The sequence below is a fragment of the Amycolatopsis sp. cmx-4-61 genome (assembly GCF_046548775.1).
In the GTDB taxonomy this organism is placed as follows: Bacteria; Actinomycetota; Actinomycetes; order Mycobacteriales; family Pseudonocardiaceae; genus Amycolatopsis.
Genome location: NZ_JAEBEI010000015.1, coordinates 184,856 through 210,113 on the forward strand (window position 1 = coordinate 184,856; position 25,258 = coordinate 210,113).

Here is a 25,258-nt window from a genome sequence, read left to right on the forward strand (position 1 = left end):
TCCTCATCCCGGGACGGCTCGAAGCCCGTTGAGCGCGATCGTCGTGAACCGCCGGGCCGCCGCCACCCGGGCCGCCGGGGAGGCGGCCTGGATGCCGCCGGCCGCCATCAGGATCAGGACCACGTCGTCCACGGTCGTCTCCGGGCGCACCCGGCCGGCCTTCTTGGCCTGGCGCACCAGCTCGGCGAGCGACTTCAGCGCCCGTTCGCGCTCGGCCGTGAAGTCGATCGCGCGGGGGAACGCCGACACCAGTGCCGCCGTGATCCCGCGGTCGCGGGCGTACAGCTCCCCCAGCCGCTCGAGCACCGTGCACAGCCCGTGCCAGGGGTCCGGGTCCGCGAGGCCGTCCTCGACGACCGCGTAGCAGGCGCGCAGCTGCTCCTCGAACGCCTCGGCGAACAGCTGCTCCTTCGCCGGGAAGTGGCGGTAGAGCGTCGCCGGGCCGACGCCCGCCTGGCGGGCGACCTCCCGCATCGGCGCGGCAAGGCCTTCGGCGGCGAACACGGCCCGGGCCGCTTCGAGGAGGCGCTCGCGGTTGTCCCGGGCGTCCGAACGCCGGATCCGAGGCAAACGATCGGTCACCGTCTCACTTTAGCCGAACCGGACGGGGGCGTCCGTTACCGTCGCGGCCGCACCGAACTCCAGGGAGATGACCGTGAAAGCAGTGGAAATCCGCACGTTCGGCGATCCCGGCGGCCTGGCCGTCGTCGACCGCCCCGATCCGCGTCCGGCCGCCGGGGAGGTGGTGATCACCACCGAGGCGATCGGCGTCGGCGGCGTCGACGCCCTCATCCGCCGCGGCGACCTCGCCGCCTTCGGCTTCGAAGCGGGCCACGTCCCCGGCGGCGAGGTCGCCGGCGTGGTCACCGCGCTCGGCGACGGCGTCGACGCGTCGTGGGCCGGGGCCCGCGTCTGGGCCCTCACCGGTCTCGGCGGCGGGTACGCCGAGCAGGCGCTCGCACCGGCCACGACGCTCGTGCCGCTACCGCCGGAGGTGTCGCCGGTCGACGCGGTGACGGTCGCCGGCTCCGGCGTGGTGGCCCGCTTCGGCCTCCGGCACGCCCGCTTCGCGCCCGGTGAATCGGTGCTGGTGCGGGGCGCCGCGGGCGGCATCGGCGTGATGGCGGTCCAGCTCGCGGCGCGCGGCGGCGCCCGCGCGGTCGCGGTCACGACGTCGTCGGCCGAGCGCGGTGCCCGCCTGCGCGCCCTCGGCGCCACCGAAGTCCTGGACCGCTCCGGCGAAGGATCCACAGGCTACGACGTGGTCATCGACATCGTCGCCGGGGAGCAGCTGCCCGCGTTCCTCTCCCGGCTCAACCCCAACGGGCGGCTGGTCGCGGTGGGCGCGGTCGCGGGCCCGCCCCCGGCCCGGCTGGCCGCGGAGATGTTCGCCGCCTTCCGGAAGTCGCTGACGTTCGCCACGTTCAGCGCCGACACTGTGTCCACAGAGGACCGGCGCACGGCCGCCGCCGAGCTGCTGGCCGCCGCGGGACGGGGCGAGGTGGACACCGTTGTCCACGACGTGCTGCCGCTGGCGCACGCCTCCCTCGCCCACCGGCAGCTCGACGCCGGCGGAGTCTTCGGCCGGCTCGCGCTCGTCCCGGCCTGAACTCAGGTGTACCAGGTCGGCGTCGGGTACTCGCCGAGCAGGGCGTAGGCACCCACCTCGCGGCGCTTGTACGGCAGCGGGTCGTGCAGCGAGTGCGTCCGCAGGTTGCGCCAGAACCGGTCCAAGCCGTACTTCGACGCGCTCGCCCGGGCCCCGGTCAGCTCGAAGATCTTCGTCCCGATCTCCAGGCCGGTGTCCACCGCGCGCTGCTTGGCCGCGGCGATCAGCACCGCCACCTCGCCGCGCGCTTCCGGCGTCAGCTCTTCGCGCGGGGCGTGCAGCACACGGGAGATCGCCGCGCCCGCCTTGTCGGCCAGTGCCTCCACCGCCCACAGCTTGGCCTGCAGGTCACCGTAGCCGTCGAGGATGTACCACTCCTCGGCCGCGGCCTGCTTGTCGTCGCCGCCGTAGGGCCAGGCGCGGGTGTGGTCCCGCGTGTAGGCGAGCGCGGTCTCCAGTGCGCCCTGCGCGATGCCGAGGTAGAAGTTGGTGAAGACGAGCTGGATCGCCGGGACGTTGAGGGTGTTGTACACGAGCGGCCGGAACTTCCGGTCGACGTACCCGGCCGCCGACGCCCACGGCACCCGGACGTCGGTGATCGTCACGCTGCCGGACTCGGTGAGCCGCTGGCCGATGTTGTCCCAGTCGTCGTGGAAGGTGATGCCCTCCTGCTGCGACGGGACGATGGCGAAGATGTGGTCCTCGGTCCCCGCCAGGACACCTTCCAGCACCGTCAGGTCGGAGACCTTGCCCCCGGTGGAGAACGACTTGTGCCCGTTGTAGACGATCTCGTCGCCGTCCTCGGTGATCGTCAGGTCGGAGTCGCGCGGGTTCACCGCGCCGCCGAAGAACAGGTTGCCCGTCGTGTACAGCTCTTCGACCGCGGCCACCTGCTCGTCCGTGGCCACCAGGCGCGCCGCCCAGGCCCACAGGTAGTGGTAGCCCAGCAGCTGCCCGATCGAACCGTCGGCCTTGGCGACCTCGCGGATCACCCGGTACGCGGTTTCCCACGTCTGCCCGCCGCCGCCGTGCTCGGCCGGGCCGAGGAGGGTCACCAGTCCGGTGTCCTTCAGCAGCCGGACTTCCTGGTACGGGGTCTCGCCCCGGCGGTCGCGCTCGACGGCGTCGACGGCGAGCTTGGCGGCCACCTCACGGGCGCGTTCGATCCAGTCGGTCATGCTCGGCTCCCCACGGGTTCGGGCGTTGCGGCGCTGCGGTCGATGTCCTTCTCGAGTTCCCGGATGATCGGCAGCACGTGCTTGCCGAAGTACTCGACGTCCTCCTGGAAGTGCAGGAAGCCGAGCAGCAGCAGGCTCGCGCCGCGGCGCTTGTATTCGATGGCGCGCTCGGCGATCTGTTCCGGGGTGCCGATGAGCCGGGTGCGGAACCCGTCGTTGTACTGGACGAGGTCGGCGAACTCCGAATCCGCCCACATCCCCTTCTTGTCCGCCGTCGAGTTGCCCGCCTGCTGCACCGCCGACCGGAAGCCCTCCACCGCTTCCACGTTGGCCTTGGCGACGATCTCGCGCAGCACGTCCCGCGCTTCGGCTTCGGTTTCGCGGGCGATCACGAATCCGTTCAGGCCGAATCGGACGGCGTGGCCGTTCTCGGCGGCGTACCCGCGGACTTCCGCGACCTGCTCGCTGAAGCCGTCGTAATCCTTGCCGTTGCTGAAGTACCAGTCGGAAACGCGGCCGGCCAGCTTGCGGGCGGCCGTGGAGTTCCCGCCCTGGAAAATCTCGGGATGCGGACGGCCGTCACCCGAAAGGGGCTTGGGCTTGATGTCGAAGTCGTGGATCCGGTAGAAGTCGCCGGAGAACTCGGCGTGGTCGTTCGTCCACAGTTCCTTGAGCACCCGGATGAACTCTTCGGACCGGCGGTAGCGTTCGTCGTGCTCCAGCCACGGTTCGCCGAGCCCGGTGAACTCGTCCTTGAACCAGCCGCTGACGACGTTCACCGCGACCCGGCCGCCGGACAGGACGTCCGCGCTCGCGAGGAACTTGGCCAGCACCCCGGGCTGCCACAACCCGGGGTGCACGGCCGCGATCACCTTCAGCCGCTGCGTCGCCAGCAGCAGCGCGAGGCTGAACCCGGTCGATTCGTGTTGGTAGGCGGCGCCGTAACTGGCGGTGTAGCGCACCTGGGTGAGGGCGTATTCGAAGCCGTTGTTCTCGGCGATGACCGCGAGATCCCGGTTGTATTCGTACCCCCAATCGGTGCGCTGTTCGATGTCGCTGGTGACGAGCCCGCCGCTGACGTTCGGCACCCAATAGGCGAATTTCAGTGGTTCGTGGAGCTGGGTCATGACCGGAGAATGGGGCATGGCCTCACGGCTCGGCAAAAGCATCCACGGGCTGGGAAACCGCCCGGCGGCCGGGAATCGCCGCCAGCAGTTCCTTCGTGTACTCCGCCTCCGGTTGTCCCAGGACCCGGGCCGCCGGGCCGAGTTCCACCAGTTCCCCCGCCCGCATGACGCCGACGTGGTCGGCGAGCTGCCGGACCACCGCCAGGTCGTGCGAAATGAACAGGTACGACAGGCCCAGCGAAGCCTGCAGATCGGCCAGCAGGCGCAGGATCTGGGCCTGCACCGAGACGTCCAGCGCCGACACCGGTTCGTCGCACACCACCAGGTCCGGGTGCAGCGCCAGGGCCCGCGCGATCGCCACCCGCTGCCGCTGGCCACCGGAGAGCTCCGCCGGCTTCCGGCGGGCCACCGACGCCGGCAGCGCCACCTGCTCCAGCAGCTCGGCGACGCGCGCCCGGCGGTCCGGCACCCCGAACGCCCGCAACGGTTCGGCGACGACGTCCTCGATGGAGAACTTCGGGTTCAGGGACGCGTACGGGTTCTGGTAGACGATCTGCATCCGCCGCCGCAGCCGGCGCAGCCCGTCGCCGGCCAGCGCGGTGATGTCCCGGCCGTCGAACGACACCGAGCCCGCCGACGGCGTCTCGAGCCGCAGCACCATCCGCGCCGTCGTCGACTTGCCCGAGCCGGACTCGCCGACCAGCGCCAGGGTCTGCCCGCGCGGGATGTCGAACGACACGCCGCCGACCGCGCGGATCCCGCCGTCGAACGTCTTCGCCAGGTCCCGCACCGAGACCAGCGGCTCGGCCGGCGGCGCCGCGGGACGCACTGCGCTCGTCATGCTGGGCGCGGCGGCGAGCAGCTGCCGGGTGTACGGGTGCGTCGGTGCGCTGACGACCGACGGGCCCGCTTCGACGACCGAACCCTGCGAGAGCACCACGATCCGCGACGCCCGGTCGGCCGCGACGCCGAGGTCGTGCGTGATCAGCAGGATCGCCGTCCCCGATTCGGCCGCCAGCGCCGTCAGGTGGTCGAGGATCCGCTGCTGCACGGTGACGTCCAGGGCCGAGGTCGGCTCGTCCGCGATGATCAGCTTCGGCCGCCCCGCCAGCGCCGACGCGATCAGCACCCGCTGCCGCAGGCCGCCCGACAGCTGGTGCGGGTACTGCCGCGCCCGCAGCGCCGGGTCGGGCACCCCCGCCCGGTCCAGCAGCTCGACGGCCTGCCGGGACGCGGTCCGCCGGTCCGCGAGGCCGTGGATCTTCAGCACCTCGGCCACCTGGTCGCCGATCCGGTGCACCGGGTTCAGCGACACCGCCGGGTCCTGCGGCACCAGCGCGATCTCGCGCCCGCGGACCCGGCGCCACTGCTTGTCCGACAGCGCGAGCAGGTCCCGGCCGGCGAAGGTGATCGAGCCGCCGTCGACGCGCCCGCCGCGCGGGAGCAGGCCGATGGCCGCGTGGGCCGTGGTCGACTTGCCCGAGCCCGACTCACCGACGACGGCGACCACTTCGCCCGCGTCGACGTGCAGGCCGACGTCACGCACGGCCGGCACCCCCTGGTAGGACACCGCCAACCCGGAGATCCGCAGCAGGGTCATCGTCCACCTCCGTCCAGCGCCCGGGACAGCCGGTTGGCGGCGAGGACCACCGCCGCGACCGTCAGTCCCGGGAACGTCGTCATCCACCACGCGGTGGCCAGGAAACTGCGTCCGCCCGCGACGAGCGCGCCCCACTCCGGGGTGGGCGGGGTCGCGCCGAAGCCGAGGAAGCTCAGCGCGGACACCTCGAGCACCGCCGTGCCGAGGGTGAGCGTGGCCAGCGCGAGCACCGGGCCGGCCGCGTTGGGCAGCACGTGCCGGAGCAGGACCCCGGACCAGCGCACTCCCCCGGCGCGGGCGGCCTCGACGAACACGCCGGTGCGCACCCGGAGCACCTCCGCGCGCATGACCCGCGCGAAGGAGGCGAGGTTGGCGATCCCGACGGCGATCGCCACGTTGGTCGTGCCGAACCCCAGCGCCGTGACCAGGGCCAGCGACAGCAGGATCGGCGGGATGGCCAGGAAGACGTCGACGACCCGCATGAGCACCGTGTCGATCCGGCCGCCGCGGAACCCGGCCAGCAGGCCGAGCGCCGAACCGGCCAGCAGCGCCACGACGACGGCGATCGCGGTGGCCCGCAGCGACAGCGATGCGCCGTGGATCACCCGCGCGTAGACGTCGCGGCCCGTTTCGTCGGTGCCGAACAGGTGCCGCGGCGACGGGCCGTGCAGCCGCTCGGCCGGGACACCGGCGATCGGGTCGTACCCGGTCAGCAGGGCCGGCACGAAGGCCGCGAGCAGCACGAACGCCAGCACCGCGCCCGCCACCACCAGCCCGGGCGGCACTCTTACGGGAAAGTGCGGCCTCGCGAGGGTCAGGTCAGCCATGGGGCACCGCCTCCGGGGTGCGCGCGATGCGCGGGTCGAGCAGCGGGTAGAGCAGGTCGACGGCCAGGTTGAGCACCACGAACACGAGCGCGGCCAGCACGATCACCGCCTGCACCACCGGGACGTCCTGCGCGGTGACGGCGGCCGCGGTGATCCGGCCGACGCCGTCGCGCGAGAACACCGTTTCGGTGATCACCGAACCCGCGACGAGGTTGCCCGCCACCACGCCGGCGACGGTCAGCGCCGGCACGGCGGCGTTGCGCAGGAGGTGTCCGAAGTGGACGCGCCAGCGGCTCGCCCCCTTCGCCGCGGCGATCTCCGCGTACGGCTGCTCCTGCTGGGTGGCGAGGCTCTTCGCCAGTACCTGCCCGATGATCGCGCCGGTCGGCAGGGCCAGCGTGACGGCGGGCAGGATCAGCGCGGAGAAGCCCTGCGTGCCCAGCGCCGGCAGCAGCCGCAGGCGGAACGAGAAGAACTGGATCAGCAGCAGTCCCACCCAGAACGGCGGCAGCGAGATCGCCAGCGACGGCAGGGACAGCAGGGCCTGGCGCAGCCAGCGGAACCGCGTGAAGGTGCCGAGGAACGCCGTCCCGCCGCCGAAAGCCACCGCGAACACCAGGGCCAGTCCGGTGACCGCGAGCGTCGGCGGCAGGGCCGTGAGGACCATGTGCGTCGCGTCGTCGCCGGTCGCGACGCTGCGCCCGAAGTCCCCGTGCAACGCCGACACCAGGCGCTTCAGGTACTGCAGAGGCAGCGGCGAGTCGAGACCGTACTCCGCGCGGGCGGCGGCGAGCTGCTGGGGCGTCGCCGACGAGCCCGCCTCGCCACTGGCGAGCTTCGCGGAAACGGCGTCCCCCGGCAGCAGGTAGAGGATCAGGAACGACAGCGTGAACGCCGCCCACAGCACGAACACCGCCTGCCCGACGCGGCGGAGCAGGTAACGGCTCACGACAGCCACGCGTCGAACAGCTGCAGCCGTGACGACGCCTCGAAGTCGACGCCGTGCGCCTTGGAGCTGAGCGCGACGACCTGGGTCAGTTCGAACACCGGGATCGCGTAGGCGTGCTCGACGATGAGCCTCTGCGCCTCGTCGGCCGACGGCTTCCGCTTGGCGAGGTCCACAGTGGACGACTGGGCGTCCAGCGCGGCGTCGAGCGGGTTGCCCGGGGTGAGCTTGCTGCGGTTGCCGGCCTTGGTGGAGAACTGGCTGCGCAGGATGTCCGGGTCGGCGCGGGTCACGTTGTACCAGAGGAAGTCGTAGTTCCCGCTGAGCTGGATCTGCGTGGTCTCGGCCGTGGTGTGCTGCTCGATGCGCAGGTCGAAGCCGATCTTGCGGAGCTGCTGCTGCACCAGCTCGAGCACGCTGCGGTTCTGGTTGAACACCGGTGAGAACACCACCGCGGCACTCAGCTTCTGGCCGTTCTTGGCGCGGATGCCGTCGGGGCCGGGCACCCAGCCGTCGGCGTCCAGCAGCGCCGCGGCGCCCTTCTGGTCGTACGCCAGCTGCCGCGAGAGATCGCCGACCAGCGGGGTCGCCGAGCCGAGGATGCTCGTGGCGGCCTTGTAGCTGGGCGTCAGCACGGTGTTCACCACCTCGGTGCGGTCGACCCCCTTGAGCACGGCCTGGCGCACCTTCTCGTCGGCGAGCACCCCGCGGGTGGTGTTGGCGTGCAGGTTGAACACGACACCGGGATTGGGCCGGATGTTTTCGGTGAAGCCGTTGCCGGTGAACTGCGGCTCGTCGACCGGCTGGATGTCGGTCGCGGCGTCGAGCTGGCCGGAGGCGAGGCTGCCGGTGCGGACGCCGGGCTCGGGCACGATCTTGTAGTCGATCTTGTCCAGGTAGGCCTCGCCCTGGTGCTTGAACAGCGCCGAGCCCCAGCTGTAGCCCGTGCGCTTGGCCAGCACGATCTCCTGGTTCTGCTTCTGGCTCTCGAACACGAACGGCCCGGAGCCGATCAGGCCGTTGCCCTGGCAGCGCTGTTCCGGCGTCTTCCGGTACGCCGCGGGCGCCAGGACGCCCAGGGAGACGGTCGAACTCGCCTGCAGGAACTGCGCGCTGGGCGCGGAGAAGTCGAGGCGGACGGTCCGCGGGTCGACGACCGCCGAGCCCTTGTATGCGGCCAGGTAACCGAAGCCGAGCTGAGCCTTCGTGCCCAGGGCCTTGATGCCGTCGAAGCTCGCCTTCACGGCGGCCGCGTCGACCGGGCTGCCGTCGGAGAACGTCGCGCCGGAGCGCAGGTGGAAGGTGAACGCCGTGGAATCGGCGTTGGTCTCCCACTTCTCCGCCAGCCACGGCTTGATCTCGCCGGTCTTCGGGTCCTGGTCGGTGAGCGAGTCGGCGAGCTGGCGGGCGACGTTGATCGACGCGTTCGTGGCGGTCTGCTGCGGGTCGATGCAGTCGGGCGCCGACGAGATGCCCAGGCGCAGCGTGCCGCCGGGCCTGGGCGGGCCCGCGTCGGCCGCGGATTCACCGCCCGCTGCCGAGCAGGCGGTCAGCAGCACGGGCAGGACGAGCAGGGCCGCGGCGTAGCGGGCACGGGAAAGAGGGGACACCGGACGGCCTCCAGCGGGGAGCGGTTGCAGCTTTCGGAACGCGACGCTAGCCATGCGCCGGACCCCGTCCCACAGTGCGAACCGGCGTCCCAGCCACTGGCACCACGCCGAGACGCCCTTGACACGCAAGCGTTTCGGGCTCCGGCACCGAGCGCGGCGTCCACATCCTGAACTCGGGTGCACCGCGGTGGCGCGCCGGATAGCTGTGGAGCCATGACTTCGCACAGCCTGCACGTCGCCGTGGAGCTGGACGGCGAGCTGTCCCCCGGCGCGCTGGCGGGCACCGTCACGGCCGCCGAACGGGCCGGGTTCACCTTCGCCACCTTCGACGACTCGCCGCTCGGCGGCCCGCGGCTGGACGCCACCAGCCGGGCGGCCTACGTGGCCACGCTGACCGATCGCCTCGGGCTCGCCCCGGCGTCGAACGTCACCACGGCCGAGCCGTTCCACCTGGCCGCGCAGCTGGCCGCCCTCGACCACGCTTCGCACGGGCGCGCCGCGTGGGTGGTCGGGGCCGACGGCTCGGCCGAGGCGCTGGCCACCGTCGGCGGCTCGCGGCTCGACCCGGACGCGCTGCACCACGAGGTCGCCGAGGTGGTCGAAGTCGTGCGCCGGCTGTGGGACTCCTGGGACGACGACGCCGTCATCAAGGACGTCGCCACCGGCCGGTACCTCGACCCGGACCGGGTCCACCACGTCGACTTCACCGGGACGCGGTTCTCGGTCAAGGGCCCGTTGATCACCCCACGGCCCCCGCAGGGCCGTCCGGTCGTGCTCGCGTCCGACGCACTGGCCGAGGCCGCCCGCCCGGACATCGTGCTCGTGGGCGGCGCCGGCCTCGACGACGTCCGCAACCGCGCCCGGCGCGCCCGCGACACCGGGGCCGCCCTGGTCTTCGCGGAGGTCGACGTGGTCCTCGACGCGCCGGCCGGGCGACGGCCGCAGCAGGACCGGTTGCGCTACACCGGCTCCGCGCCGGGCTTGACGGAGCTGCTGGGCTGGCTGGCGACCAGCGTCGACGGCGTCCGGCTGCACCCGGCCGCGACGGCGGCGGACCTGCCGGTCCTGGCCGGGGAGGTCCTGCCGGCTCTGCGCGCCGAAGGCCTGCTGACCTCGCCGGAACCGGGCGCCACGCTGCGGGAGTCACTCGGGCTGGCCCGCCCGGTGAGCCGGTTCGCCACCGGAGGTGCGGCATGACCGCGCGGCTGCACCTCGGCGTCTTCTACACCGGCGTCGGCCCGCAGTTCCTGTGGGACGACCCGTCGAACGCGGACCACACCGCGATCGAAACCTACGTCTCGGTGGCCCGGACCCTCGAACGCGGCCTGTTCGACGCCTTCTTCCTCGGCGAAGGCCTGCGGGTGCGGGAGAACCGCGGCCGCGTGCACGCCCTCGACGTCGCCGGGCGGCCGGACGCGATCACGCAGCTGAGCGCGCTGGCCGCCGCGACCACGCGGATCGGGCTGGTGGCGACCCAGAACACGACCTACAACTTCCCCGCCGACCTCGCCCGGCGGCTGTCCTCTTTGGACTTCCTCTCCGGTGGCCGGGCGGGCTGGAACATCGTCACCACCGACAACGCCTGGACCGGCGCCAACTTCCGGCGCGGCGGCTGGCTGGCCCACGAACGCCGGTACGAGCGGGCCGAGCAGTTCGTCGAGGCCGCGCTCGCGCTGTGGTCCGGCGGCGGGCTGGTGGACCGGCACACCGATCTGGTCAACCTGCGCGCGGCCCCGACCGTGCCGCCGAGCCCGCAGGGCCGTCCGGTGCTGTTCCAGGCCGGCGACTCCCCCGGCGGCCGCGAGCTGGCGGCGAAGTACGCCGACGTCGTCTTCTCCGCGAACACCGCCTACGACAAGGCCCTCGCCTACGCCGAGGACCTGCGTGCCCGGCTCGCCCGCCACGGCCGGCCCGCCGACGCCGTCCGCATCCTGCCCGGCGCGACGGTGGTCCTCGGCGACACCCCGGCCCACGCGGCCGAGCGCGCGGAGGACATCCGGCGGCGTCAGCTCACCCCGCAGCGGGCGCTGGCCTTCCTGGAGCAGTACTGGGGCCGGGACCTGTCGGCCTACGACCCGCACGGCCCGCTGCCGGACGTCGAACCCGCCGAAGGCGAACTCGACCCGTCCCGCGGGACGATCTCGATCGAGGACCGGACGGGCAAGCTGGAGCGGATCCGGCGGTGGCGGGAGCTGGCCGAGGCGAAGAAGCTGTCGATCCACGAGCTGGTCCTCGAGGTCCAGCCGCGGCAGCACGGTTTCGTTGGCACGCCCGGGCAGGTCGCGGACGAGTGGGCGCGGTACGTCCGCACCCGCGCGGTGGACGGGTTCAACATCAGCCCGCACCTGGTCCCGGCGGCCCTCGACGACATCGTCGACCGGCTGGTCCCCGAGCTGCAGGACCGCGGCGTCTACCGGACCGAGTACCAGGGCACGACACTGCGCGAGCACTTGGCACTGCCGTAGCGCGTGTCCACCCCGTGGGCGCGCTTGCGCCGTCGCGGCGCGGGCGGGTCCACTCGGCTCAAGCACATTCGCCCACCGGAAGGATCGGCATGTCCGTCACCGACGAGCTCCTGGCCAACAACGCCGCCTACGCCGCCCGGTTCTCCGGGCCGCTGCCGCTGCCGCCCGCCAAGCACGTCGCCGTGCTCGCCTGCATGGACGCGCGCATCAACGTCTACGGCGTCCTCGGCCTCCAGGAGGGCGAGGCCCACGTCATCCGCAACGCCGGCGGCGTGGTGACCGAGGACGAGATCCGCTCCCTGGCCATCAGCCAGCGGCTGCTGGGCACCGAGGAGATCATCCTGATCCACCACACCGACTGCGGCATGCTCACCTTCACCGACGACGCCTTCAAGCAGTCCATCAAGGACGAAGTGGGCATCAAGCCCCCGTGGGCGGCGGAGGCGTTCGCCGACCTCGACGACGACGTCCGCCAGTCGATCGCGCGGATCAGGAACAGCCCGTTCATCCCGAAGAAGGACTCGGTCCGCGGCTTCGTGTTCGACGTGGCGACGGGCAAGCTGAACGAAGTCGCCTGAGTCAGTGCTGCAGTGATCCGGCGAGCTGCCAGGTGCGCAGGCGTTCGCGGGGTGAGCGCATCCCGGACTGGATCAGGACCACCTCCGTGGCACCGGCGTCGAAATACCGGCGCAAGCCCGCCGCCACCACGCGCTCGTCGCCGACCAACGCCAGGTCGGCGGCGTGCGCCACCCCCTCGATCTCCAGAATGCGCCGATAGGACGGGATGTCGCCGTAGTACCCCAGGTGGACCGCCGCGATCTGCCGGACCGTCTCGACGTCGTCGGTCACCACCGCCGGGACCGCCGCGATCACCCGGGGTTCCGGGCGGCCGGCGTCCGCCGCGGCCTTCGTGAGCGTGGGCACGATGTGCTCCGCGAGGGCGCGGGGACCGGCCAGGAACGGGAGCGTGCCGTCGGCCAGCTCGCCCGCCACGCGCAGGGCCTGCCGGCCCATCGCCGCGACCACGATCGGGACGTCGCCGCCGCCGGGGACGGTCGTGGGCAGCGGTGGGCACGCCGTCAACGTCTCGCCGTCGAACGCCGGCGGGCGGCCCTCGAAGATGTCGCGCAGCACCGTCAGGGATTCGCGCAGGGACGTGATCGGGGGCGGGTATTCGAAGCCGAACGCCGGTTCCAGCAGGCTCTGCACGCCCAGGCCGAGGCCCAGGGTGAACCGCCCGCCGGTCGCGGCCTGCACCGTCTGCGCCTGGGCCGCGAGGTGGAGCGGGTGCCGCGGGTAGAGGGGCACGACGGCGGTGCCGACGGCCACTTCGGGCACCTCGCGCCCGGCCAACGCGGCGAGCGTGAGGGCGTCGTGGTCGAACAGCTGGGAAAACCACACCGAACGCAGGCCGGCGGCGGCGGCTTCCCGGGTCTGGGCGAGCAGCGCTTCGACGCTGTTGGCGGCCCCGGTCAGGTCGCCGGCGGGCAGGGCGGCACCGATGGTCATGAGCATTCCTTTCCGGATGGGGTCAGGCTTCCTCGGGGTATTCCGACTCCCGCCGCCACGAAATCGGGCGCGGGCGCGGCAACCGGCGGTGCCCGGCGCGGCCTGCCGACCTCGGTGCGCCGTCGGGCTGCGCGCGGTCGGCCGCCAGCTCGAACTGGTTGCGTCCCACCGTGAGCCGCGGTGAAGCCGTGCGGTTGCCCGGCACGGGATCCAGCGACGACGGTGTCAGCTGCACCGGCGCGGAGGCCGCCACCGCGGCTCGCGCCCGGTCGACCCCGGCCAGGACCTGGCGGACCAGTTCGTCCCAGCTCACGCCACCGGCCTGCTCGCCGGCGGTCAGCGCGCGGGTGATGCGGCCCGCCGCGTCGGCGAACCGGCTTTCCCGGACCGCCAGTTCGCCGAGGGACTGTTCGAGCGCGGCCTCCGTCCGGCGGTCGCCCGTCGGGGCCACCGCGCGCAACGCCGTTTCGGCGCTCTCCCGCCAGTCCGCGTACCGGCCGCGGTCACCGGCCAGCTCGGCCACCGCCAGCGCGAGTTCCGCGCAGTACTCCGGTTCCCCGGCGTCGGCGGCTTGGCGCACCGCGGCCAGCAGGCCGGCGGACTCGCGGTCGTACCAGGTGCCCGGGTCGCCGAGCTCGGCCACCACCGCGGTCCGCGGCACGCCGCCGTCCGCGACCCCCCGGACGGCGTCGGTCAAGGACAGCCACCCGCCGAAGAGCCGCCGGGCGGCCGCCGCGCGCGCCGGTTGTGGTTGCGCCGCCAGCAGTTCCAGGGCGAGCAGCCGGGTCAGCGACGGCAGCCGGTAGCGGGCGCCGGCGACGTCGACGAGCCGCGCGTCGACCAGCGCCTCGAGCGCGTCGGCCGCTTCGGCCGGGCCGAGGTCGGCGAGGGCCGTCGCGGCCCAGGCCGCCCAGCTGCCCGCCGGGAGCAGGGCCAGCCGCGCGAAGAGATCCTGCGCCGGGGCGGGCAGCTCCGCCAGGCCGCGGCCGACGGCGGCGCGGACACCCGCGCCGAGCCTGCCGATCCGGTCGCCTTCGGCCCGCAGCCGCGCCACGGCCTGCGCCAGCGTGCGGCCCGGCCGCGCCGCGACGTGCGTGGCGGCCGCCGTCACCGCCAGTGGCAGGCCGCCGCAGAGCTCGACCAGCTCCACCGCGTCCGACAGCTCCGCCGTCACGCGGTCTTCGCCGACCAGCGCGGACAGCAGCTCGACGCCCTCCGCGCCGTCCAGCACGTCGAGCTCGGCCACCGCGACCCCCGGCAGCGAGGGCACGCGGGCGTGCGTGGTGACGAGCAGCCGGCAGCCCTGGGCGTCCGCGACGAACGGCGTGACGCGGGCGAGGCTCGCCGCGTCCTCCAGCACGGTCAGGACCCGGCGCCCGGCGAGGACGCTGCGGTACAGCGCGGCGCGGCCGTCCAGCTCGTCGGGGATCTCCGCGGCCGGTACGCCCAGTGCGTGCAGGAAACGCGCCAGCACCTCGCCCGCGTCCTCCTCGGCGAGCCGGGCGTAGAGCACGCCGTCGGGGAACGAGGCCGCGGCGCGGTGCGCGGCCTCCGCCGCCACCGCGGACTTGCCGGCCCCGCCGCGGCCGGTCAGGACCGTGACCACCGCGGCGCCGGGGCCGTCGTCGGTGAGCCCGCGCCGCAGCCCCGCCAGGAGGCGCTCGTGCCCGGTGAAGTACGGCAGGCGCGCGGGCAGCATCCGCGGGACCGCGCGGGCGCTCGCCGGCGCTTCGCCCGCCCCGGCGAGGATGTCCTGGTGCAGTTCGCGCAGGGCGGCACCGGGCTCGAGGCCCAGTTCGTCGACGAAGCGGCGGCGCACGGCCCGGTAGGCGGCGAGCGCCTCGACCCGGCGGCCGCACCGGTGCAGCGCGGTCATCAGCTGCAGCACGAACCGCTCGCGCAGCGGGTGTTCCTCGGTCAGCACCGAGATCTCGCCGACGACCTCGCGGTGCAGGCCCAGGGCCAGTTCGGCGTCGAGGCAGTCCTCGAGCACCTCGACCCGCCGCTGCGCGATCCGGACCTGGTGGGCGCGCACGACCCCGCTGTCGATGCCGGTGAGCGGTTCCCCGCGCCACAGCGCGAGCGCCTCGCGGAAGGCGGCGCGTGCCTCCTCCGGCCGCCGCGCGGCCCGCCCGCGCGCCACCAGCGTCTCGAACTCGTGCAGGTCCAGCTCCCCCGGGGCCAGGTCGAAGCAGTACCCGCTGCCGCGCGCCGAGATCCGTTCCCCGAGGCCGGCTTTCGCCAGCGCGCGCCGCAGGGCCGACACACAGGTCTGGACCTGCGCCCGGGCCGTCGCGGGCGGCTCGGCGCCCCACAGCGCGTCGAGCAGCACTTCCACGGGCACCACGCGGTTGCCGTTGAGCAGCAGCAGCGCGAGCACCACCTGCTGGCGGCGGGCGGTGACGACGACCGGCTCGGTGCCGCGGACCTGCAGCAGGCCGAGCACGCGGAAGCCGGGGTCGGCACCGCCTTCGTGGCGGGGGTTCCGGGTGGCGGAGCCCCCGGCCCGGGGCGGAGCCCCGGTTGTCACTGCGGCGCGGAGCACGGGGGCTCCGGCGGTCGGCACGGTGGTCTGCACGGTGTTCCCTCCGGGGTCAGACGAGGACTTCGGGCGGCGCCGGGTGCCCGAGGAAGGCGGTGGGGCTGGCGGTCAGGCCGTAGGCGCCGGCCTGGAAGATCGCGATCAGGTCGCCGATCGCCGCGCCGGGCAGGGAAACCCGGTCGCCGAGGAGGTCGAGCGGGGTGCACAGGCAGCCGACCACGGTCACCGTCTCTTCGGGACCGCCGGGCGCCGAGGCCAGGGCCAGGGGGTAGTTGCGCCGGATGGCCTGGCCGAAGTTGCCGGACGCGGCCAGCTGGTGGTGCAGGCCGCCGTCGACGACGAGGAACGTCGTGCCGCGGGAGACCTTCCGGTCGACCACGCGGGTGAGGTACACCCCGGCCTCGCCGACGAGGTAGCGGCCGAGCTCGATCACCACCCGCGCCTCGGGCAGCGCGGGCCGCAGCGAGACGTCCAGCAGCTTCGCCAGGTTCTCGCCGACCTCGTCGAGGTCCAGTGCGGTGTCGCGGGCGGTGTAGGGGATGCCGAAGCCGCCGCCGAGGTTGACCGACCGCACCGGGCCGGGCGCGGACTCCGCGAGTTGCAGCACCAGGTCGACCGTCGCGCGCTGGGCCTCGTAGAGGCTCTCGGCGCGCAGGTTCTGGGAGCCGGCGAAGACGTGGAAGCCCTGGAAGTCCAGGCCCGCGGCGCCGACCTCGGCGAGCACGGCGGGGACGCGCTCGGCGTCGATGCCGAACTGCTGCGGGCCGCCGCCCAGGCGCATGCCGGACCCGCGCACGGCGAAGTCGGGGTTCACGCGCAGCGCCACGCGCGGGGTGAGGCCGAGGCGGTCGCCCGCTTCCCGCACGCGGGCCAGCTCGGTCGTGGACTCCAGCTCGACCGTGACACCGGCGGCGACCGCCCGGGCCAGCTCGGCCGCGGTCTTGCCGGGCCCGGCGAAGCTGATCCGTTCCGGCGGGACGGTCGTGTCGAGCGCCTGCCGCAGTTCCCCGGCGGAGGCGACGTCGAGCCCGTCGACGATCCCGCTCAGGTGGTGCAGCAGCGCGGGCATCGGGTTGGCCTTGACCGCGTAGCTCAGCTCGACGCCGTCGGGCAGCGCGGCCCGCACCCGCTCGACGCGGGTCGTGACCAGCGAGCGGTCGTAGGCGAAGAAGGGGGTGGTGCCGACCCGCGCCGCGAGCCGGTCCACGGGCACGCCGCCCACGGTGAGCACACCGCCGGCGCGGCCGAACGGCGCCGCCGCGGCTTCCGTCGTGTTCGCCATCGCTTTCCTTTTCTTCGAGCACGGGAAATGACAACCGGGAAAAGCACCACCGGCAGTTCCGCCGGCGGTACGGGGACCACTGAAGCAACTACCCACCCACCCGGGCATGGGTAGTCCTCACCCAGATTCGGCGCGGCCGTGGGGACGGGGGCACCCAGGTGTACCTGCCGTGTCCGGCCGGTCACTCCGGTGACACCAACCGGTCCGGATGGGACACTCGTTTTCGCAGGTCACGGCAATTGACCACACCGTTCGGCGCAGTCACCCACCCCCGCTGCTCCAGCCGGGTGGCCCGCTGGCGGTGGCAGCTTCCTGCCGTCGCCTGCCTGCCACCGGCCGCGGTGGGAACACCCCTTGACGAACGGGGTGCGCAGCCCGCACGATCGGAATCCACCGGCGCTGCCCCGGAATTACCGGGACCCGGCGCAATTCGGTCAGCACGACGCTTTCCCCGATTTCCGCGATCCCTTCCGACGATGGGTGAACTATGTCTTCCCTGCCTGCTCCCGGTGAGCCGATCGCGGTGGTCGGCATGTCCTGCCGGCTGCCCGGCGCCCCCGGCCCGGCGTCGCTGCGCCGGCTGCTGGCCGAGGGCCGTGCGGCCGTCGGCGACGTCCCGCCGGGCCGGTGGCCGGACGGCGACGGGACCGGGCGCGGCGGCTTCGTGTCCGATGTGGACGGTTTCGATGCGCCCTTCTTCGGGATCTCCCCGCGCGAAGCGGCGGCGATGGACCCCCAGCAGCGGCTGGTGCTGGAGCTGGCGTGGGAGGCCTGCGAGGACGCGCGGATCGCGCCCGGAACGCTGCGCGGCAGCGGCACCGCGGTGGTGGTCGGCGCGATCGCCGGCGACTACGCCCTGCTGCACGACCGCCTCGGCGCGGGGCCGCACACGCTCACCGGCACCCACCGCAGCCTCATCGCGAACCGCGTCTCCTACGTGCTCGGGCTGCGCGGCCCGAGCCTGACCGTCGACTCCGGACAGTCGTCGTCGCTGGTGGCGGTGCACCTGGCGGCCGAGCAGCTGCGCCGCGGCACCGCGGCCGTCGCGCTCGCCGGCGGGGTCAACCTCAACCTCCTGGCCGCGGGCACCGAGACCGTGGACCGCTTCGGCGCGCTGTCCCCGCAGGGCCGCTGCCACACCTTCGACAGCCGCGCCGACGGGTACGTCCGCGGCGAAGGCGGCGGCCTGGTCGTCCTCAAGCCGCTGAGCGCCGCGCTCGCCGACGGCGACCGGGTGCACGCGGTCCTGCTGGGTGGCGCGGTGAACAACGACGGCGGCGGCGCGGGCCTCACCGTGCCGCGGGCCGAGGCGCAGACCGAGGTCATCCGCCTGGCGTGCGCCGATGCCGGTGTGACGCCGGCCGACGTCCAGTACGTCGAGCTGCACGGCACCGGCACCCCGGTCGGCGACCCGATCGAGGCGGCGGCCCTCGGGGCGGCGTTCGCCGGCGACCGTCCCGGGCCGCTGCAGGTCGGGTCGGTGAAGACCGTGGTCGGCCACCTCGAAGGCGCCGCCGGCATCGCCGGGCTGCTTAAGGTCCTGGTGTGCCTGCAGGAACGCCGTCTCACGCCGAGCCTGAACTTCGCCACGCCGAACCCGGCCATCCCGTTCGGGACGCTCAACCTCGAAGTGGTCCGGGAGGGCCGGGACTGGCCGCGGCCGCAGGACCGGCTCGTCGCCGGCGTGAGCTCGTTCGGCGTCGGCGGCACCAACTGCCACCTCGTCGTGGCCGAGGCCCCCGTGGTCCCCCGGCCCGAGGACGTCACCGCCGACGAGGTCCCGCTGGTGGTGTCGGCCCGGTCGGCCGCGGCCCTGCGCGCCCAGGCCCGCGCGCTCGCCGGCCACCTGGCCGAGCACCCCGAACTGACCCACGGCGATGTCGCCCGGTCACTGCTGCGCACTCGGGACCTCTTCGAGCACCGCGCGGTCGTGTTCGACGACCTGGCCTCGCTGGCGGCCGGGACACCCTCGGAGAACGTCGTGACCGGGCGGACCGTCAACGGCACCGACGGCACCGACGTCCTCGTGTTCCCCGGGCAGGGATCGCAGTGGCCGGAGATGGCCCGCGCGCTGCTGCGCGACTCGCCGGTGTTCGCCCGCCGGCTGGCCGAGTGCTCGGCCGCGCTGGCCGAGTTCGTCGGCTACGACCTGCTCGGCGACCTGCGCGCCGGCACCGCCGACCTCGACCGCGTCGACGTCGTGCAGCCCGCGCTGTGGGCGGTCATGGTCTCGCTGGCGGAGGTCTGGCGCGCCGCCGGGCTGACGCCGTCGATCGTGGTCGGGCACTCGCAGGGCGAGATCGCCGCCGCCACCGCGGTCGGCGCGCTGTCGCTGGCCGACGGCGCCCGCGTGGTCGCCCTGCGCAGCCGCGTGATCGCCGGGATGCCGCGCGGCGGCGGGATGATGTCGGCCGGCGTGCCCGAGGACGTCGTCCGCCCGCTGCTGCCCGCCGGGGTGTCGGTGGCCGCGGTGAACGGGACGCGGTCGGTGGTGCTGTCCGGGCCGTCGGCTGCCCTGGCCGGGCTGCACACCACGCTCACCGAGGCCGGTCACCGCGCGAAGATCCTGCCGGTCGACTACGCGTCGCACTCGGCGGCGGTGGACCCGCTGCGGGCGGAGATCCTGCGCCTGCTGGCCCCGGTGCGTCCGGTGTCCACTTCGGTCACGTTCGTTTCCGCGCTCACCGGCGAGCCCTTCGACACCGCCGGACTGGACGCCGAATACTGGTTCGAAAGCCTGCGCCGTCCGGTCCGGTTCGCCGCGGCGACCGCCGGGGCCCTGGTCGCCGGCGGCGCGCGGTTCGTCGAGTGCAGCCCGCACCCGGTGCTGCTGGGCAGCATCGAGGAGACCGCCGAAGCGCACGACCGGACCGTTGCCGTGGTCGGCACACTCCGCCGGGACGACGGCGGCGGCGACCGCCTGCGCCGCAGCTTCGCCGAGGCGTTCGCCGCCGGAGCCGGGGTGCGGTGGGAAGTACCGGGCGACCGGCTCGTCGACCTGCCGACGTACGCCTTCCAGCGGACCCGGCACTGGCTCGGCGAAGAGGTGGCCGCCACGCCGGTGGCCGTCGACCCGACGCAGGTCGCGGACCTGGTGCTCGCCACCGCGGCGGCGGTCCTGGGCCACGCGGACACCGGCGGCATCGACCCCGCGTCGACGTTCAAGGACCTCGGGTTCGACTCGGTGAGCGTGGTGGAACTGCGCACCCGGCTGCAGGCCGCCACCGGGCTGAAGCTGCCGACCACGCTGCTGTTCGACTTCCCGACCCCGAACCACCTCGTCGCGCACCTGCGGAAGCCGGGTGCCCCCGTGGTGGCGGAAGCCGGGCCGCGGCAAGGAGATCCGATCGCGATCGTCGCGATGGGCTGCCGCTTCCCCGGCGGCATCACCTCCCCCGCCGAACTGTGGGACCTGGTGTCCACCGGCGGCGAGGCCGTCACCGAACTGCCCGCGAACCGCGGCTGGGACCTCGACACGCTCCTCGGCGAGGCCGGGCCGGGCTCGTGCGCCACCCGCTTCGGCGGGTTCCTCCACGACGCCGACCGGTTCGACCCCGCCTTCTTCGGCCTGAGCCCCCGCGAAGCCCTCGCGATGGACCCGCAGCAGCGGGTGCTGTTGGAGATCAGCCACGAGGCGATCGAGCGGGCCGGGCTCGAGCCGGGTTCGCTGGCCGGGACCGACACCGGCGTGTTCGTCGGCGCGATGGCCATGGACTACGGCCCGCGGCTGCACGAGCCGACCGGGCTCGTCGACGGCCACCGCCTCACCGGCACTTCCCCGAGCGTCGCCTCGGGCCGGATCGCCTACACCTACGGGCTGCGCGGGCCGGCGCTCACCGTCGACACGGCGTGCTCCTCGTCGCTGGTCGCGATCCAGCTGGCGGCCGACGCGCTGCACCGCGGCGACTGCTCGCTGGCCCTCGCCGGCGGTGTCACGGTGATGGCCGCCCCCGGCAACCTGGTGGACTTCACCCGCCAGAACGGGCTGTCCGCCGACGGCCGCGCGAAGGCGTTCTCCGCCGACGCCGACGGCACGGCGTTCGCCGAGGGCGCGGGCATGCTCGTGCTGGAACGCCTGTCGGACGCCCGCCGCCACGGCCACCCGGTCCTGGCGGTGCTGCGCGGCGGCGCAACCGGCTCCGACGGCGCCAGCAACGGTCTGACCGCCCCCAACGGCCAGGCGCAGCAGCAGGTGATCCGCCGGGCACTGCGGGCGGCGGGACTGTCCACACAGGACGTCGACGTGGTCGAGGCGCACGGCACCGGCACCGCGCTCGGTGACCCGATCGAGGCGCACGCGCTGCTGGCCACGTACGGGCAGGACCGCGAAACGCCGCTGTGGCTGGGTTCGCTGAAGTCCAACATCGGCCACACCCAGGCGGCGGCGGGGGTCGCCGGCGTGATCAAGATGGTCGAGGCGCTGCGGCACGACACGATCCCGCGGACCCTGCACGCCGAGGTGCCGAGCCCGCACGTGGACTGGGCGAGCGGCCGCGTCGAGGTGCTGTCGGCCGCACAGCCGTGGCCCGAGCTCGGGCGCCCACGCCGGGCGGCGGTGTCGAGCTTCGGCATCAGCGGGACCAACGCGCACGTGCTGCTGGAGTCGGTGCCCGCCGAGGAGCCCGCGTCGACGCCTGCCGAACCGCGGCCCGCCCACGTCCCGCTCGAAGCCGCGCCCGCCGAAGGATCCGCGTCCGCGCCTGCCGAATCGCGGCCCGCCCACGTTCCGCCCGGAGCCGCGCCCGCCGAGCCACACCATCCCCGCACCACCATGCACACCAGACCCGAGGCCGCATCCACCGATGCGCCTGCGCCTGCCAAGCCGTTGGTCTGGGCCGTGCACGCCCACACCGGCACCGCCCTCCGCGCCCAAGCCGCCCGGCTGCGTGCCTACGCCGAAACCGCGGCCGACCGCGACATCGCCGCCACCGCCGCGATCCTCGCCCGGCGCCGTCCGGGGGCCTTCCGGGCCGTCGTCGTCGCCGATGACCGGGCCGAACTGGCCGCCGCCCTCACCGCTCTCGCCGAGGGTGCCCCGCACCCCGCGCTCGTCACCGGCACCGCCGCGGGCGACACGCAGCCGGTCTTCGTCTTCCCCGGCCAGGGCGCCCAATGGCCGGGCATGGCCGCCGAACTGCTCGCCACCGATGCGGGCTTCGCGCGGCTGCTCACCGACGCCGCCGAGGCCCTGCGGCCGCACACCGGCTGGTCGGTGCTCGATGTGCTCACCGGCGCGGACGGCGCGCCGGGCCTGGAGGGGACCGACGTCGTGCAGCCGGTGCTGTTCGCCGTCATGGTCGCCCTCGCCGGACTGTGGCAGGCCGCCGGGGTCGCTCCGGCCGCGGTGGTCGGCCACTCCCAAGGCGAGCTGGCCGCGGCCGTCGTCGCCGGGGCGCTCCCGCTCGCCGACGCCGCCCGGATCATCGCCGTGCGCAGCCGGCTCCTCACCGCCGAGCTGGACGGCACCGGCGGCATCCTCGCCGTCGGCCTGCCGGTCGCGCAGGTGCGGGAGCGGCTCGCGCCGTGGGCAGGGCGCCTGTGGCCGGCCGTCGACAACGGCCCCACCGGCACCGTCGTCGGCGGCGACCTGGCCGCCATCGAGGAGTTCGCCGCCACCTGCGCCGACGTCCAGATCCGGCGCACGCCGGTGGCGTACGCGGCGCACACACCGCACGTCGAGGCCGTCCGGGAGGCCCTGCTCACCGAGATCGGCGAGCTCGCACCCGCCGACACCGCGACCACGATCTGCTCCTCCTGCACCGGCGGCTTCCTGCCGGGCTCGGAGCTGACCGCGGGCTACTGGTACCGCAACCTCGCCGAGCCCGTCGAGTTCGACACGGCCGTCCGCGCCTTCGCCGGCTACCGGCGGCCGCTGTTCGTCGAGGTCAGCCCGCACCCCATCCTCGCGGGCGCCGTCCAGGAGATCCTGGCCGACGCGGGCATCGACGGCACCGCCGTCGGCACCCTGCGCCGCGGGGAGGGCGGGTACCGCCGGTTCCTGCTCGCCCTCGCCGCCGCGCACGTGCGGGGCGCCGCCGTGGACTGGCCGCGGCTGCTCGGCCCGGTCACCCGCCACCCGGACGTCCCGACCTCGGCGTTCGACCGGCAGCGCTACTGGCTCACCGACGCCTCCGGCGGCCTGCTCGGCGCCCCCACGCCGGTCGCCGACGGCGACGGCCTGGTGGCCACCGGGAAGCTCTCGCTCACCTCGCTCCCGTGGCTGGCCGGGCACGCGGTCCGCGGCACGGTCCTGTTCCCCGGCACCGGGTTCGCCGAACTGGCCCTCGAAGCCGCGGACGGCGGGAGCGTCGAGGACCTGACGCTGGAAGCGCCCCTGGTGCTGCCCGCCTCGGGGGTCGTCGAGGTCCAGGTCGGCCTCGGCGGCGCGGACGACCGCGGCCGCCGCCCGCTGACCGTCCACTCGCGACTCTCCGGCGGCTCGTGGACCCGGCACGCGACCGGCACGGTGAGCCCGGAGCAGCGGCCCGGCACTCCCCTGCCGGTCTGGCCGCCCGCCGGGGCCGAGCGGGTCGACCTCGACGGCGCCTACCCGCGGCTCGCCGAACGCGGCTACGAATACGGGCCGGCGTTCCAGGGCCTCACCGCGCTGTGGCGCGACGGCGAAGACCGCTACGCCGAGGTCGAACTGCCCGCGGAGGGCGAGTTCACCGCCCACCCCGCGGTGCTCGACGCGGTGCTGCACGCGCTCGTCCTCGACGGCACCGACCTGCTGCTGCCGTTCTCCTTCGGCGGGCTGCGGATCTCGTCGCCGCTGCCGGGTTCGGTGCGGGCCCGGCTGTCCGGCTCGGCCACCACCGGCGTCGAAGTCACGCTCTACGACACCGCCGGCACCCCGCTCGGCGGCGTCGAGTCGCTGCTGCTGCGGCCCGCCGCCGAGACCGTCGCCACCGCGGAGCTCCACCGAGTGGAGTGGACGCCGGCTTCGGTGGGTGGCGGTACCGACCGCGAGTGGACCGTGATCGGCACGGAGCTGCCCGAGGTCGTCCCGCCCGTCGTGCTCACCACCGCGCACGAGCTGCCGGCGGTGCTGGACCTCGTGCAGCGCTGGCTGCTCGACGAGCGCTGCGACGGCTCGAAACTGGTGTTCCTGCAGGACCCGGGCTCGCCCGCAGGCGCGCCGGTGTGGGGGCTGGTGCGCTCGGCGATCGCCGAGCACCCCGGCCGCTTCGCCCTCGCCGGCGCCCGGCCCGGCGCCCCGCTGTCCGCGGCGCTGGACGCCGAAGAGCCGCAGTTCGCCGTCCGGGACGGCGCGGTGCTCGTGCCCCGGCTGGCGCGGTGCGCCGCCGAACCCTCCACAGTGGACTTCGGCGACGGCACGGTGCTGGTGACCGGCGGCACCGGCGGGCTCGGCGCGCTGGTGGCCGAGCGGCTGGTGACCACGCACGGCGTCCGCGACCTGCTGCTGGTCTCGCGCCGCGGCGGTGCCGTCCCGGCCCGGCTGGCCGGGCTCGACGCCCGCGTCCGGGTGGTGGCGGCCGACGTCGCCGACCGCGCCGCTCTGTCGGCCGTCCTGGCCGGGGAGACGCTCACCGGGGTGGTGCACGCGGCCGGCGTCCTCGACGACTCGACCATCACCGGGCTGACCCGCGACCGGCTGGACACCGTCCTGCGGCCCAAGCGCGACGCCGCCTGGCTGCTGCACGAGCTCACCGAAGACCAGCCGCTCGCGGCGTTCGTGCTGTTCTCCTCGATCGCCGGGGTGCTCGGCAACCGCGGCCAGGCGAACTACGCCGCCGCGAACGCGGCCCTCGACGCGCTGGCCGAGCACCGGGCGGCGCGCGGGCTGCCCGGCGTGTCGATCGCGTGGGGCCTGTGGGACACGGCGACCGGGATGACCGCCGCGATGACCACCACCGACCGGGCGCGCCTGACCGGCGTCCGGCCGATCACCGAGGCGCAGGGGCTCGCCGCGTTCGACGCCGCACTCGGGCTGTCCGGCACGGTGGTGGCGGCCGGCTGGGACACCGCGGCCCTGCGGGCGGCCGACGACATCCCCGCGGTGCTGCGGAGTCTCGTGCCGGTGCGCCGCGCGGTCCCGGCCGCTCCGGTGGCGGCCGGCCTGGCCGGGCAGCTCGCCGGGCTGGACCGGGAAACCGCCGCCGCGACGGTGACCGGCTTCGTCCGCACCGAGGTGGCGACGGCGCTGGGGCACCGGTCGCCGGCGTCGGTCGAGGTCGCGAAGCCGTTCAGCGAACTGGGGATCGACTCCCTGACCTCGGTGGAGCTGCGCAACCGCATCGGGGCCGGCACCGGGCTGCGGCTGCCCGCGTCGCTGCTGTTCAACCACCCGACCGTCGAGCTGCTGGCCGAGCACCTGCTCGGCGAGCTGCTCCCGCCGCCGCCGGACCCCGCGCAGCGGCTGCGCGAGGCGCTCGGCGAAGTGCTGCCCGGCGCCGGCGGCGAGGACCGCGTGCGCCTGGCGGAGGTGCTGCGGGAGGCCCTGGACGGGCTCGGCGGCTCGCCGTCGCTCGACCTCGCTTCGGACGACGAGCTCTTCGCCTTCATCGACAAGCTGTGATCTTTTGCGAACGGATAGGGGTTC

The 25,258-nt window shown here is 74.4% G+C and carries 15 protein-coding genes; 5 read left to right on the plus strand and 10 right to left on the minus strand.

Annotated elements, in window-relative coordinates; genetic code table 11:
* Nucleotides 1-3 precede the first annotated feature (3 nt).
* Complete coding sequence (locus ACLJOU_RS33665; protein WP_410573265.1) at nt 4-582, minus strand: TetR/AcrR family transcriptional regulator; 579 nt, start codon at nt 580-582, stop codon at nt 4-6.
* Between the two features lie 67 nt (nt 583-649).
* On the opposite strand from ACLJOU_RS33665, the gene ACLJOU_RS33670 reads away from it, so the two are divergent.
* A complete protein-coding gene (locus ACLJOU_RS33670; RefSeq protein WP_410573267.1) occupies nt 650-1,609 on the plus strand; it encodes a zinc-binding dehydrogenase in 960 nt (319 codons plus the stop codon).
* A gap of 2 nt (nt 1,610-1,611) precedes the next feature.
* On the opposite strand, the gene ACLJOU_RS33675 is transcribed toward ACLJOU_RS33670, so the two are convergent.
* From ACLJOU_RS33675 to ACLJOU_RS33700, 6 genes are read right to left on the minus strand one after another with little or no spacing between them, the layout of a single operon-like run.
* Nucleotides 1,612-2,787, minus strand: a complete 1,176-nt coding sequence (locus tag ACLJOU_RS33675) for an acyl-CoA dehydrogenase family protein (protein WP_410573269.1) — start codon at nt 2,785-2,787, stop codon at nt 1,612-1,614.
* The gene (gene sfnG / locus ACLJOU_RS33680; RefSeq protein ID WP_410573271.1) at nt 2,784-3,914 is read right to left on the minus strand and encodes a dimethylsulfone monooxygenase SfnG; all 1,131 of its coding nucleotides are present in this window, start codon (nt 3,912-3,914) and stop codon (nt 2,784-2,786) included. Before sfnG ends, ACLJOU_RS33675 begins: the two co-directional genes overlap by 4 nt.
* Nucleotides 3,915-3,936: 22 nt before the next feature.
* Nucleotides 3,937-5,514 carry a dipeptide ABC transporter ATP-binding protein gene (locus tag ACLJOU_RS33685; RefSeq protein ID WP_410573273.1) on the minus strand — a complete coding sequence of 526 codons (1,578 nt, stop codon included), beginning with the start codon at nt 5,512-5,514 and terminating at the stop codon, nt 3,937-3,939.
* Nucleotides 5,511-6,341: an ABC transporter permease gene (locus ACLJOU_RS33690; protein ID WP_410573275.1), complete on the minus strand. Its 831-nt coding sequence runs from the start codon at nt 6,339-6,341 to the stop codon at nt 5,511-5,513. Before ACLJOU_RS33690 ends, ACLJOU_RS33685 begins: the two co-directional genes overlap by 4 nt.
* Nucleotides 6,334-7,290 (minus strand): ABC transporter permease, encoded by a 957-nt coding sequence (locus ACLJOU_RS33695; protein ID WP_410573340.1) that lies wholly within the window; start codon nt 7,288-7,290, stop codon nt 6,334-6,336. Before ACLJOU_RS33695 ends, ACLJOU_RS33690 begins: the two co-directional genes overlap by 8 nt.
* On the minus strand, nt 7,287-8,897 hold the full coding sequence (locus ACLJOU_RS33700; RefSeq protein WP_410573277.1) for an ABC transporter substrate-binding protein: 1,611 nt from the start codon (nt 8,895-8,897) through the stop codon (nt 7,287-7,289). The genes ACLJOU_RS33695 and ACLJOU_RS33700 overlap by 4 nt, the downstream gene beginning before the upstream one ends.
* Before the next feature lie 213 nt (nt 8,898-9,110).
* On the opposite strand from ACLJOU_RS33700, the gene ACLJOU_RS33705 reads away from it, so the two are divergent.
* The 3 genes from ACLJOU_RS33705 (at nt 9,111) to ACLJOU_RS33715 (ending at nt 11,940) form a co-directional block, all read left to right on the plus strand.
* The gene (locus tag ACLJOU_RS33705) at nt 9,111-10,094 is read left to right on the plus strand and encodes an LLM class flavin-dependent oxidoreductase (RefSeq protein ID WP_410573279.1); all 984 of its coding nucleotides are present in this window, start codon (nt 9,111-9,113) and stop codon (nt 10,092-10,094) included.
* The gene (locus tag ACLJOU_RS33710; RefSeq protein WP_410573281.1) at nt 10,091-11,362 is read left to right on the plus strand and encodes an LLM class flavin-dependent oxidoreductase; all 1,272 of its coding nucleotides are present in this window, start codon (nt 10,091-10,093) and stop codon (nt 11,360-11,362) included. Before ACLJOU_RS33705 ends, ACLJOU_RS33710 begins: the two co-directional genes overlap by 4 nt.
* Before the next feature lie 89 nt (nt 11,363-11,451).
* Nucleotides 11,452-11,940, plus strand: a complete 489-nt coding sequence (locus ACLJOU_RS33715) for a beta-class carbonic anhydrase (protein WP_410573283.1) — start codon at nt 11,452-11,454, stop codon at nt 11,938-11,940.
* Between the two features lies 1 nt (nt 11,941).
* On the opposite strand, the gene ACLJOU_RS33720 is transcribed toward ACLJOU_RS33715, so the two are convergent.
* The 3 genes from ACLJOU_RS33720 to ACLJOU_RS33730 are packed head-to-tail and all read right to left on the minus strand — an operon-like array spanning nt 11,942 to nt 16,695.
* Entirely contained in the window at nt 11,942-12,871 is a 930-nt protein-coding gene (locus ACLJOU_RS33720) for a TIGR03564 family F420-dependent LLM class oxidoreductase (protein WP_410573285.1), read from the minus strand.
* Nucleotides 12,872-12,893: 22 nt separating this feature from the next.
* The gene (locus ACLJOU_RS33725) at nt 12,894-15,416 is read right to left on the minus strand and encodes a BTAD domain-containing putative transcriptional regulator (RefSeq protein WP_410573287.1); all 2,523 of its coding nucleotides are present in this window, start codon (nt 15,414-15,416) and stop codon (nt 12,894-12,896) included.
* A gap of 49 nt (nt 15,417-15,465) precedes the next feature.
* Entirely contained in the window at nt 15,466-16,695 is a 1,230-nt protein-coding gene (locus tag ACLJOU_RS33730) for a pyridoxal-dependent decarboxylase, exosortase A system-associated (RefSeq protein WP_410573289.1), read from the minus strand.
* A 487-nt stretch (nt 16,696-17,182) separates the two neighbouring features.
* Here ACLJOU_RS33730 and ACLJOU_RS33735 point away from each other — a divergent pair, with 487 nt between their 5' ends.
* Nucleotides 17,183-25,234 (plus strand): SDR family NAD(P)-dependent oxidoreductase, encoded by an 8,052-nt coding sequence (locus ACLJOU_RS33735; protein ID WP_410573291.1) that lies wholly within the window; start codon nt 17,183-17,185, stop codon nt 25,232-25,234.
* The last annotated feature ends 24 nt before the right edge of the window (nt 25,235-25,258 follow it).

Bases quoted from the DNA above. Each gene is read 5' to 3' on its own strand.
- ACLJOU_RS33670 (WP_410573267.1), top strand. From the start codon at position 650: ATGACCGTGAAAGCAGTGGAAATCCGCACGTTCGGCGATCCCGGCGGC.
- ACLJOU_RS33690 (WP_410573275.1), bottom strand. From the start codon at position 6,341: ATGGCTGACCTGACCCTCGCGAGGCCGCACTTTCCCGTAAGAGTGCCG.
- ACLJOU_RS33705 (WP_410573279.1), top strand. From the start codon at position 9,111: ATGACTTCGCACAGCCTGCACGTCGCCGTGGAGCTGGACGGCGAGCTG.
- ACLJOU_RS33710 (WP_410573281.1), top strand. From the start codon at position 10,091: ATGACCGCGCGGCTGCACCTCGGCGTCTTCTACACCGGCGTCGGCCCG.
- ACLJOU_RS33735 (WP_410573291.1), top strand. From the start codon at position 17,183: ATGTCTTCCCTGCCTGCTCCCGGTGAGCCGATCGCGGTGGTCGGCATG.
- ACLJOU_RS33685 (WP_410573273.1), bottom strand. From the start codon at position 5,514: ATGACCCTGCTGCGGATCTCCGGGTTGGCGGTGTCCTACCAGGGGGTG.
- ACLJOU_RS33675 (WP_410573269.1), bottom strand. From the start codon at position 2,787: ATGACCGACTGGATCGAACGCGCCCGTGAGGTGGCCGCCAAGCTCGCC.
- ACLJOU_RS33720 (WP_410573285.1), bottom strand. From the start codon at position 12,871: ATGACCATCGGTGCCGCCCTGCCCGCCGGCGACCTGACCGGGGCCGCC.
- ACLJOU_RS33730 (WP_410573289.1), bottom strand. From the start codon at position 16,695: ATGGCGAACACGACGGAAGCCGCGGCGGCGCCGTTCGGCCGCGCCGGC.
- sfnG (WP_410573271.1), bottom strand. From the start codon at position 3,914: ATGACCCAGCTCCACGAACCACTGAAATTCGCCTATTGGGTGCCGAAC.
- ACLJOU_RS33715 (WP_410573283.1), top strand. From the start codon at position 11,452: ATGTCCGTCACCGACGAGCTCCTGGCCAACAACGCCGCCTACGCCGCC.